The organism is Cellulosimicrobium sp. I38E (assembly GCF_001647255.1).
In the GTDB taxonomy this organism is placed as follows: domain Bacteria; phylum Actinomycetota; class Actinomycetes; order Actinomycetales; family Cellulomonadaceae; genus Cellulosimicrobium; species Cellulosimicrobium cellulans_E.
Genome location: NZ_LUAZ01000061.1, coordinates 133,908 through 145,680, shown reverse-complemented (window position 1 = coordinate 145,680; position 11,773 = coordinate 133,908). Strand labels below are relative to the sequence as shown.

Below are 11,773 nucleotides of genomic sequence, written 5' to 3'. Positions count from 1 at the left end.
GTGGTGCCGCGTCGTGGCGGGCCTGGCGGGAGCCGCGAGGAACGAGCGGCGGATGGTAGACGCGGCACCACCACCCACCCCGCCCACCCAGGCCAACCACACGCCGTCGGGCAGGGTGACCACGGCTCTACCTCGGCCCACCCGCGGTGGGTGCTCGGCGCGGAGGCGGTCAGGCCTCGAGGAGGAGCGTGACCGGGCCGTCGTTGACTAGCTCGACGGCCATGTGCGCGCCGAACCGTCCGGTCGCGACCTCGATCCCGCGCTCCCGGAGTCGATCGACGACCGCCTCGACGAGGGGCTCGGCGACGGACCCGGGCGCAGCGCCGTTCCACGACGGGCGGCGGCCCTTCTTCGTGTCGGCGTAGAGCGTGAACTGGCTGACGACCAGCACCGGCGCGCCCTCGTCCTGCACCGACCGTTCCCCCGCGAGGATCCGGAGCTCGGCGATCTTGCGCGCGATCGTCTCGACCTGCGGGTCGCCGTCGTCGTGCGTCACGCCGACGAGCGCGAGCAGACCCGGGCGGTCGATCGCCCCGACCACCTCCGTCGTCCCGTCCTCGGCCACGACGCTCACGCTCGCGTGCGAGACGCGCTGCACGACGGCCCTCACGAGCGGCGCTCCGCGTCACCGCTCGGGACCGCTGTCGCGCCGTCGAGGACCGGCCGCACGGCGCCCACGGGCCGGCCCGCGCCGAGCACGGGCACGTCGCCGAGCATGGCGAGCGCCGCGTCGTCGGCCCCGGTCACGTCCTGCGCTCCCAGCCGCCGGAGCGCAGCGGCGAGCACCGCCGGTCGCGGGCGCGACGCGCCGTCGAGCACCTTGAAGGCGAGGGCGCTGCCGTCGGGCAGGCCGGCACCGTAGACGCCGTCCGCACCGTCCTTGGCGACCAGGCCGGGCACCGCGCGCATCGCGAGCGTCGCGTCCCGGCCCGTCCCGCCGACCATCTCCGGGAACGCCGACATCGCGCGCGCGACCTGCGCCTCCGGGGAGAGGGGGTCGCGCTCCGGAGCGGCCGCGAGGTGCCCGAACGCGCGTGCGAGGCCGCGCACCGTCGTCGTGAAGAGCGGCGCGCCGCAGCCGTCGACCGTCACGTGCTCCACCGGCACGCCGGTCGCCTCGGCGACGGTCTCGCGGACCGCGGCCTGGAGGGGGTGGTCGACGTCCAGGTAGGTGGCGGTGTCCCAGCCGGCGACGACGCACGTCGCGAGCATCGCCGCGTGCTTGCCCGAGCAGTTCTGCGTGACGGAGGACGGCCCGTGGCCCTCGAGCTGCCACGCGAACGCGGCGGGCGGGTGGAGCGGCATGTCGGGCGTGTTCCGCAGCGCCGACTCGTCGAGCCCGACGCCCTCGAGGATCTCCCGGACGCCGGCGAGGTGCTCCGGCTCGCCGTTGTGGCTCGCGGCGGCCAGCGCAAGGAGCCGGGGCGGGAGGGCGAGACCGTGCCGCAGCATCGCGACCGCCTGGAACGGCTTGACGCTCGACCGCGGCCAGATCACGGCGTCGGCGTCGCCACGCTCGAGGACCGGCTCACCCCCGTCGCCCAGCAGGACGAGGTGCCCGGCGTGGACCGACTCCACGAGGTCCCCCCGGACGACCATGGCGAGCGGGACGGCGGCGCGCTCGATCCCGCCCTGGACGTGCGCGGTCACCGGCGGGTCACCAGCCGCCGGGGCGGCCGGACGACCCGTTGCCGCGGCCGTTCCCGTACGGCAGGAGCCGGGGACGCACGTCCACGAGGTAGACGATCGCCGCGACCACGCCGATGATCCCGAAGAAGCCCCCGACGCTCATCGGCGGCAGCGAGACGAACCCGAGGGCTGCCGCGACGCCGAGGATCGCGAGCCAGATCGGCTTGGTCAGCTTGCCCTCGGCCGTGAACGCGCTCGCGGGGCGTCGGATCGCGTCGACGAGCGCGACGAGCTCCGTCACGAACACGACGAGCATGAGCACGAAGAAGACGATCCACTGGAGCGACCCGATGATTCCCACGGGCACGAGCCTACGGTCTGCCGAGCGGCCACGGCACCACCCGCAGCCCGACCGACCGCGCGGCGGTCACCACGTGCGGGTCCCAGGCCGCCACGAGCGTGTCGTCGTGCGCGACGGCCAGGGCGCTCGCCACGTGCACCGCGTCGTTGCTGCGCAGCGCACCCGCCGCGACGAGCTCCGACGCGCGGTCGGCGACGTCGCCGGAGACCTCCACCACGTGCAGCGCCGGGCGCAGCACGTCCCACGTGCCGAGGGCGCGCGCGTGCCCCGGGCCGTCGAGCACGCCGCCGCGGGCGCCGGCGGCGAGGGCTGCCCGCACCTCGACGTCGGCGAGCCGGCTCGTCACGACGACGTCCGCGCGGTTCCACAGGCGGCTCGCCAGGGCGGAGCCCGCCTCGGGGACGCAGAGCTTCACCAGCGCGCTCGCGTCGAAGTAGACCAGGGCCATCGGGGCCTCAGCGCCGGATCCGGCGCACGAGCGCCGCCACGCCGCCCCCACGGGCCGACCGGGCACCGTCGGCGGGTCGCGCGCCGTCCGGGCTCGCGGGCCGCGCGTCGGCGTCCCCGCCGGGCACCGCGTGGACGGGTCGCTCGCCCGCCGCGGGGACCAGGACGCCGTCGCGCACGAGCTCGGTGACGAGGTCGGCCGTCGCGACGCCGGTCAGCCGGGCGACGGGGACGCCGCGCTCGGTGATGACGACCTCCTCGCCCTCCCTGGCCCGCTCGATCCATGACTTGAGCTCGGCGCGCAGGGCGCTGACGGGGACCTCCATGCCCCGACGGTACCGGCCCGGGGCGCCGCTGTGCAGGGTGAAGATCGTCCGGTTCGCCCGGCAGGCCAGGATCGCCCGCTCAGAGCTCGGGGAGGGCGTCGCGCGCCTGCTCCGGCGAGGCCCCGGCCGCCTCGAGGAGGTCCACGATCGGCGACCGCACGAGCATGACGAGCGACTGCACCTGCCAGTCGCCGTCGCCGAGGGCGTGCGGGTCCGCACCGTGCGCGACCTCCAGGAGGACCTCGCGCGCCACCGCCGGGTCGCGCCCGGCGCCGACCGCCTCCGCGAGCACGTGCACGCCCGCGCCGAACCGCGCGACGAGGTCCGCGACGCCGCCGAGCTCCCGCTCGTCCGGGCCGCTCGCGACCGGCATCGCGCGCCGCGCGAGCACGCGCACGCTGCGCATCGCGCGGTCCACGAGGACCGCCTGGCGCTCGAGCCCGCCGAGCTCGTCCCGGTGCCGCAGCCCCGCCGCGCTCACGCGCGCGAGCTCGCGCGCCGACGACGCGGACGACTGCCACTCCTCGAGCGCGCCCTCCGAGGCCCGGCCCTTGACGAGCGCCGCGTCGAGGTCGGCGCGGTCGCGCGTGCGCAGACCTCGCGCGAGGACGTCGAGCACGCCGGCGAGCTCCGTCGTCGCCTCGGACCCCAGCAGCCGGGGCCGACGCCGCGGGTCGCCCGGCGTGAGGGCGGCGACCGCGAGCGCGACGGCGCCACCCACGAGCGCGTCGGTCCACCGACCCAGGGGTCCGCCCGCCTGCGCGGCCGGAAGACCCACGATCACGATCGCCTGGACACCGGCCTGCGTGGTGAGCATCGCGCCACGGTCGATGAACCGCGCCGCGAGCGCGGAGACGGCGAGCACGACGGCGACCTGCCACCAGCCCGACCCGATCGCGTGGACCACGAGGTCGCCGAGCCCGACGCCGATCGCGACCCCGACCGCGAGCTCGAGCACGCGCCGGAGCTGGCGGTCCTGGCTGAAGCCGAGGCAGATCCACGCGGAGACCGGCGCGAAGAACGGCGCCGTGTGGCCCAGCCCGTACCGGGCGATGCCGAACGCGAGGCCCGCGGCGGCCGACGCCTGGAGGATGGGCCAGAGCGCGACGCGGACGCGCGACGCGCCCTGCCGGATCCGCGCCCGCAGGAGGAGCCGGCGCCACGCGGTCCGGGCGACGTCGACCGCGCCGGGACCGGGGTCCTCGCGCGACGCCGGCCCGCGGCTCACAGCATGCTCGTGGGCGCGCCCTCGCCGCGAGGCGTGATCCCCCGGCCGACGGGGCCGCGCGGGGCGGGGCGGTCGACGGAGACCCCCTCGCCCGGCACCACGACCTCCTGCGCCGCGGAGATCGCTCCGCCGTCGCAGTCGACGAGGAGCTCGGCGTCCTCGGGGACGCTGCGCTTGAGGACCGCGAGCGCGATCGGGCCGAGCTCGTGGTGGCGCGCGACCGACGTCACCGTGCCGACGGCGCGACCGTCGAGCGTGACCTCGGCGCCCGGCGCGGGCAGCAGGTGACCGGAGCCGTCGAGGTGCAGCATGACGACCCGGCGCGGGGGGCGACCGAGGTTGTGCACGCGCGCGATCGTCTCCTGGCCGCGGTAGCAGCCCTTGTGGAGGTGGACGGAGGTGCGCAGCCAGTCGGTCTCGTGCGGGATCGACCGGTGGTCGATCTCCGTGGCGAGGCGCGGCCGCCACGCCTCGACGCGCGCGGCCTCGCTCGCCCACGTGCCGACGAGACGCCAGCCGGCCGCCTCGCGCGCCGCGACGGCGTCGTGCAGCTCGGCCCGCGGCACCAGCACGAGCCGCCACGGCCGCTCCGTGCCGGGGTGCTCGGCCTCAGGCGGTCCGTAGCGCGTGCCGCCGCCCGTGACGCGCGGCCACGGGTCGCGCCAGGTGACGGGCTCGCCCTCGGCGCCCTCGGCGTCGACGGGCTCGCCGAGCGCCGCCCAGTCGTCGGTCGCGTCGGCGATCTCGACGCGGAGCATGAACTTCATGCGGTCGAGCCACGCGGCGAGGTCGACCGCGTGCGAGCGCTCGGTGACGAGCCACGTCGTCGCCCCGTCGTCGACGACAGAGGCCGCGTGCTCGACGTGGCCCTGCGGCGAGAGCACGAGCAGCTCCGTCGACGTGCGCGGGGCGAGGTTCGTCAGGTCCTGCGACGTGATGGAGTGCAGCCAGCTCAGCCGGTCCGGGCCCGTGACCGTGACGACGCCCAGGTGCGACTGGTCCACGACGGCGCCGCCGGTGCGCAGGGCGCGCTGCTCTCCCGTCGGGTCGCCGTAGTGCCAGGCGACGCCCTCGTCGGGGCCGGTCGCGGGCACCGCGCCGTGGCGCGACAGGAGCGGGCTGGTGTAGCCGGTGGTCACGGGTGGTCCTCCTTCGTCGGCACGTCCGGGCCTGCCGGCGTGTCCCCGGGGCCGCCGGTCAGGCCGACGGGCGCCGGGTCAGCTTCGCGGACGCGTACGACTGCAACGGTTCGCCGAAGGCCGCCAATTCCCACACCCACAGGAGCTGGCCCTCCACGAACCCGTAGAGGCGCTTCGAGGCGGTCACCTCCGACGCGGTGGACGTGCGGGCGATGAGGTCGCTCGCCAGGTCGACCCGGCCGTTGCCGACCGCGCCGAGGTACACGGACACGCGGCCCGCGGGGTCGGCGATCAGCACCTCGAGCGGGTGACGGTCGTCCTCGAGCCCGTCGGGCCGGTCCGTCGAGACGCGCCAGTAGCCCGTCTCGGTGGACCACACGGGAGCGTCGGCGGCCGCGGCGTCCAGCGTCGCGCCGTCACGCTCGGGCCAGGCCCCCTCGTCCGGGACGGTCTCGGGGACCTCGGCCTCGAGCACGCGCAGCGTCGACTCGTAGCGCAGGTAGGGGCCGCCGTCGTGGTCGAACACGACGTCGTGGACGAACGGCGTCTCCTCGACGCCCGGGTACTTGACGACACCCTCGCCGCGCCAGCTCCCGACGAGCCAGGCGAGCGGGTAGACCTCGGGCGCGAGTCCCTCGGGGAACTCGAACGGCATCAGCGACCACCTCTCGGAGTCGGGCGGGGCGACGGGCACGCGCGGGGCACGGTCCCGCGCGGCAGCGTCAGCGCTGGCCCTTGTAGAGCTTGTAGACGACGTACCCCGCGAACCACGTGATGGTGACCGTCGCCGCGAGGAGCAGGCCGAGGAAGATCAGCTCGAGAGTGTGCGGACTCATGCGCCCGATCCTACCGGCCGGGTGGCCGCGCCACGTCGCGGCCCGGGAGCGGCTCCCGGCGGAGGGCTACGCTCGGCCGCGTGACCGATACCGCGCCGCTCGCCGCGGCCCCCCGTCAGCGCTCGCTCGTCGTCAAGGCCACGTCGGGGCTCGACCGCCCCGAGGCCGCCAACCAGGCGTTCACCGTCGCCGCCGCGGCCGTCGCCGCGGGCGTCGAGGTGAGCGTGTGGCTCACCGGGGAGGCCGCATGGTTCGGGCTCCCGGGCCGTGCCGCCGAGCTGGAGCTCGAGCACGCGGCCCCGCTGCCCGACCTGCTCGAGGCCGTGCTCGCCGCCGGCACCCTCACCGTCTGCACGCAGTGCGCCGCACGCCGCGGCATCACGGCCGACGACGTGCTGCCCGGCGTGCGCATCGCGGGCGCCGCGGTGTTCGTCGAGGAGGCGCTGCGCGACGGCGCGCAGGCTCTCGTCTACTGACCCGGGCACCCGCCCGCGCCCGTCCGGCGGCAGCCAGCGCCCGTCCGGGGGGCGTCAGCGCGCGGGCGCGACCCGGCGCAGCAGCAGGTACAGCTCGCAACCCAGGCACAGGCCGAACGCCGCGTTGAGGACGGCCGCCACGAGCGCGAGCGCCGCCGCGACGGGCACTGCGCCGTCGACGCCCAGCAGCCCCAGCACGACTCCCGCGCCGGTGATGACGAGGCCGACCGCCTGCGCGAACCGCGGCGGCCGGGGGTCCTCGCGCTCCGCCGTCGGGCCGATGCGCGGGAGGACGACCACCCGGTAGACCCAGGCCTGCCACGTGCCCTGGGCACCGCGGACGGCGCCGACCAGGAAGCTCGCCGCGACGACCGCGAGGAGCACGAGCGCGGCGGGCGACGTCCACAGGAGGATCACGACCGCGAGCAGCAGCGCCGTGATGCCGGCCCCCGCGCGCGGGCCGCGCGGGTCGATGCCGGCGGGCGCCGCCGGGGGTTCGGGGGCGGTGTCCCCACGGCCGGCCTGGTCGCTCATGCGGTCTCCCTCGGGTTCTGGCCGTCGGGGACGGCGCGGTCAGGCGTCGCGCACGCCCGTGGGGATCGAGCCCGGGTCCGCGACGGCGAGCGCCGCGAGCGCCTGGGCCCGGTTCATCCCCCCGCTCGCGCGGGCGACCTCCCGGCCCTCCGCGTCGAGCACGAGGACGGTCGGCGTGCGCAGTATGCCGAATGCTCGCACCAGGTCGAGGTGGTCGTCGACGTCCATCTCACGATGCGTCACGTCGTCGTGCGCCGCACTGACCTCGCCGAGGACGCGCGCCGTCGCCCGACACGGAGCGCACAGCTCCGCGGAGAACTGGACGAACGTGCGACGGGCTCCGAGCGCGACGCCGTGGGCGGGCCAGTCGAAGGGCGCAGCGCCCGGGTTCGCCGTGGCTCGGGGCGACGTCGAGCGCGCCGTCCGCACGACCCCCTGACGCCGCTGCCACCACACGCCGAGCGCGAGCGTCGCGAGCAGGGTGACCCCGAGGAGGACGACGGGCAGCGCGGAGGACATCATCCCACGATCACCCGCCCGACGACGAAGATCAGCGTCCCGCCGACCGCGACCGGGAGGGCCGTGGCGGAGAACGCGCCGAGGCGCCCCCGCAGCTCCGGGAGCTGGTCGAACAGCGCGTGGAGCGAGGCGACGAGCAGGCCCGCGACGACGCCGGACCAGACACCGCTCAGCAGGTCGAGGTCGGGCATGACGTACCCGACGGCCCCGCCCGCGGCGACCGCGAGGCCGAGCGTGAGCGCCGCGTTGGTCCACCCGCCGAGCGGCAGCGCTGAGACCGCCGAGGCCACGGCCAGCGCCACGGCGCACGTCACGACGAGGGACTCGCCGGCGTCGGTGCGACCCGTCGCGATCCAGCCCGCGCACGACGTCGCGACGACGATCCCGCTCACCGTCCCGATGAGCGACTCGACCAGGCGCGGCCGCCCGTCGCGCCGCAGGAGCTCGGCCACGAAGGCGAGCACGACGGCGAGGGCGAGCACCACGGGCAGGTGGCGCAGCGCGGGCTCGCCGTGCGTCGCGGCGGTGGCGCCGACGGCGCCGAGACCGGCGATCGCGATGACGACGCGCGTGCCGCCGTGGACCGGGATGTCGAGCAGGCGCGGCCACCCGATCGCGACGATCAGCGCCAGGGCCCCCGACGCCGCGGCGAGCGGGAGCGGGCCGAAGAACGCGGCGACGGCGATGCCCGCGGCGAGGCACGCCGTGACGACGGCCCGGGTCGAGAGGTCCACGCGGTCAGCGCCCCGTTCGGGGGTCGCGGGAGGGCGTCGGGTCGTGCAGCACGCCTCAGAGTGTCGCAGAGTCTCCCGCCCGACCGCCTACCGGCCCCGGCACGCGCGCCCGTGAGACGTTCGCCGTCTGCACGGCCAGCACGCGATACGGTAACCATCCACGGACCGAGAACGTGGCCGATGACGTGGCGAGCCCCGCAGAGGTACGTCCCGGCCCGGTCGCCACGCGTCGACGCCCGGGGGCGCCCCCGCGCCCCGCGACCCGGAAGGAGGTGCCGGATGGCGGACCTGCTCATCCTCACCCCCGCGACAGGCGGTTCCGTCGAGGTGCTGCCCGCGCTCGGCCTGCTCTCGCACCGCATCCGGGTTCTGCCCATGGAGCCCTCGGCGCTCGTGGACGCACCGGACTCCGACGTCGTGCTGCTGGATGCGCGCCGCGACCTCGTCGCGGCTCGCACCACGTGCCGCCTCCTGCACGCCACCGGACTCACCGTCCCGCTCGTGCTCGTCCTCACCGAGGGCGGGCTGACCGTCGTCACGGCGGAGTGGGGCGCGGACGACCTCCTCCTCGAGGGGGCGGGCCCCGCGGAGGTCGAGGCGCGGCTGCGTCTCGTCATCGAGCGGTCCGCGCGCGGTCCCGCCGAGGACGGGCCGCAGGAGATCGCGGCCGGCGAGCTCGCGATCGACGCGAGCGGCTACACGGCCCGGCTGCGCGGCCGCCCCATCGACCTCACGTACAAGGAGTTCGAGCTCCTCAAGTACCTGGTCCAGCACCCGGGTCGCGTCTTCACGCGCGCCCAGCTCCTCCAGGAGGTCTGGGGCTACGACTACTACGGCGGCACGCGCACGGTCGACGTCCACGTCCGGCGCCTGCGCGCCAAGCTGGGCCCCGAGCACGAGCAGCTCATCGGGACCGTGCGCAACGTCGGGTACCGGTTCGACCCGCCCAAGGACCGCCGTCCCGCCGAGGGCACCGATGCCACCGTGTCCGACGCCGCGGGCTCCTCGGCCGACAACGGCCCCGGGACCCCGGTAGGTTCGTCCGGGTGACGCCCGACCCCTCCGACTTCACGTCCGCCCTGCCCGACGGGCCGTGGCGCCACGAGTTCGTCCCGGCCAACGGCGCGCGGTTCCACGTCGCGCTCGCGGGTCCCGAGGACCGCGGCGTGCGCGACCCGGGACCGCCCCTCGTCGTCCTGCTGCACTCGTTTCCGCAGTTCTGGTGGGCCTGGCGCCACCAGATCGAGCCGCTCGCCGCCGCGGGCTACCGCGTCGCCGCGATGGACATCCGGGGCGTCGGCGCCTCCGACAAGCCGCCGATCGGCTACGACGCCCCGACCCGCACGCGCGACATCGCCGGGGTCGTGCGCTCCCTCGGGTCCGGGCGCGCCGTCGTCGTGGGACACGGCACGGGCGGCAGCCTCGCGTGGGCGATGGCCGCGCTCCAGCCCGCCGTCACGGCCGGCGTCGCCGCGTTCTCCGCCCCGCACCCCGCACGGATGCACACCTCCGCGCGGCGCCTGCTCACGCCCGCCGCGCTGCGGCAGCTCGCGTTCTACCAGGTCCCGACCCTGCCCGAGCGCGCCCTCGTCCGCGGCGACCTCGTGGACGACGTGCTCGCGACCGGTGCGGCGACGCCCTTCGCGCCCGACGTCGTCGAGACCTACCGCACCGTCATGCGCATCCCCTTCGCGGCGCACACCGCGATGGAGTCGCTGCGCTGGGCGGTGCGGTCGACGCCCCGCCCCGACGGCCGACGCTTCCTCGCCGCGCTCCGCCGCCCGGTCGACGTCCCCGCGCTCCAGGTCCACGCCGAGGAGGACGGGCTCGTGCGTCGCGACCTCGCCGACGCCGACGGTGCCGCGCTGGCCCGCGACTTCCGCTTCGAGGTCGTGGACGGCGCCGGCCACTTCCTCCCCGAGGAGGCGCCCGACGCCGTCACGGAGCTGCTGCTGGACTGGCTCCCCACGACCTCCCGGGCCGAGCGCGAGCGCTGACCCTCAGCTCGTCTTGACGAGCTTCGCCGCCTTGACCGGGTCGACCTCGCCGATGCCGAAGGACGGGCACCACCGGGCGATCGTGCACGCGCCGCACGCGGGCTTCCGCGCGAAGCACACCCGGCGGCCGTGGAAGATCAGCCGGTGCGAGAGCATCGTCCACTCGGACTTCTCGACGAGCCCGCCGACCACCTGCTCGACCTTGACCGGGTCCTCCTCGGTGGTCCACGCCAGGCGGCGCACGAGGCGGCCGAAGTGGGTGTCCACGGTGAGCCCCGGCACGCCGAACGCGTTGCCGAGCACGACGTTCGCCGTCTTGCGGCCGACCCCGGGCAGGGTCACCAGGTCTTCCAGTCGCGCGGGCACGTCGCCGCCGAACCTCTCCACGAGGGCTTGGCCGATGCCGATGACCGACTGCGCCTTCGCGCGGAAGAAGCCGGTGGGCCGCAGCAGCTCCTCGAGCTCTTCCCGGTCTGCCCCCGCGTACGCCGCGGCGTCCGGGTAGCGCGCGAAGAGCGCGGGAGTCGTCAGGTTCACGCGCTTGTCCGTCGTCTGCGCGGACAGGACCGTCGCGATCAGCAGCTCGAGCGGCGTCGTGAAGTCCAGCTCGCAGTGGGCGTCCGGATAGGTGACGGCGAGCTCGCGGTTGGTGCGGCGCGCGCGCCGGACCAGGGCGAGGTGCGACTCGGGCTTCGGCGCCCCCGTGCGGGCCTGCTCCGTGGTGGTCACGGACCCACCGTAGCCGCCGCCCCCGACACCCGAGTTGCAGCGGTAGGGCAGACTTGTCCTGGAACATTTCCGAGGACGAGACGATAGGACACCCCGCGTGGACGACGACGTTGTGCTCTCCGCCCCCCTGTTCGCGACGATGGACGCGGACGAGACGCGCACCCTCTTCGAGTCGATGCAGCAGATCGAGCTCTCGCGCGGAGACGTGCTGTTCCGCGAGGGCGAGCCGGGCGACCGCCTCTACGTGATCGCGAGCGGCAAGATCAAGCTGGGGCGCCGCTCCAACGACGGCCGCGAGAACCTCCTGTCGATCCTCGGCCCCGGCGAGATGTTCGGCGAGCTCTCGCTCTTCGACCCGGGCCCCCGCACCGCGACCGCGAGCTCCGTCGCCGACTCCGTGATCTACGAGCTCGGCCACGACCAGCTCGTCGAGTGGATCGAGAAGCACCCGAGCGTCGCCAAGCACCTGCTCAACGCCCTCGCGCGGCGCCTGCGCCGCACCAACGAGACGCTCGCCGACCTCGTCTTCTCGGACGTCCCCGGCCGGGTCGCCAAGGCGCTGCTCGACCTCTCGACCCGCTTCGGCGAGGAGACGGACGAGGGCATCCGCGTCGCGCACGACCTCACGCAGGAGGAGCTCGCGCAGCTCGTCGGCGCGTCGCGCGAGACCGTGAACAAGGCGCTCGCCGACTTCGCGACGCGCGGCTGGGTGCGCCGCGAGGGCCGGGCCGTCGTCCTGCTGGACATGGACCGCCTGGAGCGCCGCGCGCGCTGACCGACCGTCACCGACGAGAACGGGGTCGGCGACCCGGTCCACG

16 protein-coding genes are annotated in these 11,773 nt (G+C 75.9%); 4 read left to right on the top strand and 12 right to left on the bottom strand.

The features are described from left to right. Positions 1-169 precede the first annotated feature (169 nt). From dtd to A0J59_RS17865, 8 genes are all read right to left on the bottom strand, one after another. A complete protein-coding gene (gene dtd, locus A0J59_RS17900) occupies positions 170-610 on the bottom strand; it encodes a D-aminoacyl-tRNA deacylase (RefSeq protein WP_064316990.1) in 441 nt (146 codons plus the stop codon). Further along, entirely contained in the window at positions 607-1,650 is a 1,044-nt protein-coding gene (locus A0J59_RS17895) for an asparaginase (protein ID WP_082919157.1), read from the bottom strand. The genes dtd and A0J59_RS17895 overlap by 4 nt, the downstream gene beginning before the upstream one ends. Positions 1,651-1,657: 7 nt before the next feature. Beyond that, positions 1,658-1,990 carry a DUF2516 family protein gene (locus A0J59_RS17890; protein ID WP_313663758.1) on the bottom strand — a complete coding sequence of 111 codons (333 nt, stop codon included), beginning with the start codon at positions 1,988-1,990 and terminating at the stop codon, positions 1,658-1,660. A 10-nt stretch (positions 1,991-2,000) separates the two neighbouring features. Continuing rightward, complete coding sequence (locus tag A0J59_RS17885) at positions 2,001-2,438, bottom strand: type II toxin-antitoxin system VapC family toxin (RefSeq protein WP_047232345.1); 438 nt, start codon at positions 2,436-2,438, stop codon at positions 2,001-2,003. Between the two features lie 7 nt (positions 2,439-2,445). Further along, a complete protein-coding gene (locus A0J59_RS17880; protein ID WP_047232241.1) occupies positions 2,446-2,763 on the bottom strand; it encodes a type II toxin-antitoxin system Phd/YefM family antitoxin in 318 nt (105 codons plus the stop codon). 79 nt (positions 2,764-2,842) lie between these two features. Next, complete coding sequence (locus A0J59_RS17875; protein ID WP_082141092.1) at positions 2,843-3,991, bottom strand: aromatic acid exporter family protein; 1,149 nt, start codon at positions 3,989-3,991, stop codon at positions 2,843-2,845. Beyond that, positions 3,988-5,130, bottom strand: a complete 1,143-nt coding sequence (locus A0J59_RS17870; protein WP_064316989.1) for a folate-binding protein YgfZ — start codon at positions 5,128-5,130, stop codon at positions 3,988-3,990. The genes A0J59_RS17875 and A0J59_RS17870 overlap by 4 nt, the downstream gene beginning before the upstream one ends. A 58-nt stretch (positions 5,131-5,188) precedes the next feature. Next, entirely contained in the window at positions 5,189-5,785 is a 597-nt protein-coding gene (locus A0J59_RS17865) for an FABP family protein (protein ID WP_053371825.1), read from the bottom strand. A gap of 261 nt (positions 5,786-6,046) precedes the next feature. Between A0J59_RS17865 and A0J59_RS17860 the strand changes: the two genes are divergently transcribed. Further along, positions 6,047-6,442 carry a DsrE family protein gene (locus A0J59_RS17860; protein WP_064316988.1) on the top strand — a complete coding sequence of 132 codons (396 nt, stop codon included), beginning with the start codon at positions 6,047-6,049 and terminating at the stop codon, positions 6,440-6,442. A gap of 54 nt (positions 6,443-6,496) precedes the next feature. Here A0J59_RS17860 and A0J59_RS17855 read toward each other — a convergent pair whose 3' ends face one another. The 3 genes from A0J59_RS17855 to A0J59_RS17845 are packed head-to-tail and all read right to left on the bottom strand — an operon-like array spanning position 6,497 to position 8,229. After that, positions 6,497-6,976: a DUF4395 domain-containing protein gene (locus A0J59_RS17855; protein WP_064316987.1), complete on the bottom strand. Its 480-nt coding sequence runs from the start codon at positions 6,974-6,976 to the stop codon at positions 6,497-6,499. Between the two features lie 39 nt (positions 6,977-7,015). Next, a complete protein-coding gene (locus A0J59_RS17850; RefSeq protein WP_064316986.1) occupies positions 7,016-7,495 on the bottom strand; it encodes a thioredoxin family protein in 480 nt (159 codons plus the stop codon). Continuing rightward, positions 7,495-8,229 (bottom strand): hypothetical protein, encoded by a 735-nt coding sequence (locus A0J59_RS17845; protein WP_047232246.1) that lies wholly within the window; start codon positions 8,227-8,229, stop codon positions 7,495-7,497. Before A0J59_RS17845 ends, A0J59_RS17850 begins: the two co-directional genes overlap by 1 nt. Positions 8,230-8,508: 279 nt before the next feature. Here A0J59_RS17845 and A0J59_RS17840 point away from each other — a divergent pair, with 279 nt between their 5' ends. Together A0J59_RS17840 and A0J59_RS17835 are read left to right on the top strand one after the other, a co-directional pair. Further along, positions 8,509-9,279, top strand: coding sequence for a response regulator transcription factor (locus tag A0J59_RS17840; protein WP_047232247.1), 771 nt, complete (start codon positions 8,509-8,511; stop codon positions 9,277-9,279). Then, entirely contained in the window at positions 9,276-10,226 is a 951-nt protein-coding gene (locus A0J59_RS17835; protein ID WP_064316985.1) for an alpha/beta fold hydrolase, read from the top strand. Before A0J59_RS17840 ends, A0J59_RS17835 begins: the two co-directional genes overlap by 4 nt. Positions 10,227-10,229: 3 nt before the next feature. On the opposite strand, the gene nth is transcribed toward A0J59_RS17835, so the two are convergent. Beyond that, positions 10,230-10,955: an endonuclease III gene (nth, locus tag A0J59_RS17830; protein ID WP_047232249.1), complete on the bottom strand. Its 726-nt coding sequence runs from the start codon at positions 10,953-10,955 to the stop codon at positions 10,230-10,232. 97 nt (positions 10,956-11,052) lie between these two features. Here nth and A0J59_RS17825 point away from each other — a divergent pair, with 97 nt between their 5' ends. After that, entirely contained in the window at positions 11,053-11,730 is a 678-nt protein-coding gene (locus tag A0J59_RS17825) for a Crp/Fnr family transcriptional regulator (protein ID WP_021481784.1), read from the top strand. The last annotated feature ends 43 nt before the right edge of the window (positions 11,731-11,773 follow it).

Bases quoted from the DNA above. Each gene is read 5' to 3' on its own strand.
- A0J59_RS17840 (WP_047232247.1), top strand. From the start codon at position 8,509: ATGGCGGACCTGCTCATCCTCACCCCCGCGACAGGCGGTTCCGTCGAG.
- A0J59_RS17880 (WP_047232241.1), bottom strand. From the start codon at position 2,763: ATGGAGGTCCCCGTCAGCGCCCTGCGCGCCGAGCTCAAGTCATGGATC.
- A0J59_RS17865 (WP_053371825.1), bottom strand. From the start codon at position 5,785: ATGCCGTTCGAGTTCCCCGAGGGACTCGCGCCCGAGGTCTACCCGCTC.
- A0J59_RS17855 (WP_064316987.1), bottom strand. From the start codon at position 6,976: ATGAGCGACCAGGCCGGCCGTGGGGACACCGCCCCCGAACCCCCGGCG.
- A0J59_RS17850 (WP_064316986.1), bottom strand. From the start codon at position 7,495: ATGTCCTCCGCGCTGCCCGTCGTCCTCCTCGGGGTCACCCTGCTCGCG.
- A0J59_RS17885 (WP_047232345.1), bottom strand. From the start codon at position 2,438: ATGGCCCTGGTCTACTTCGACGCGAGCGCGCTGGTGAAGCTCTGCGTC.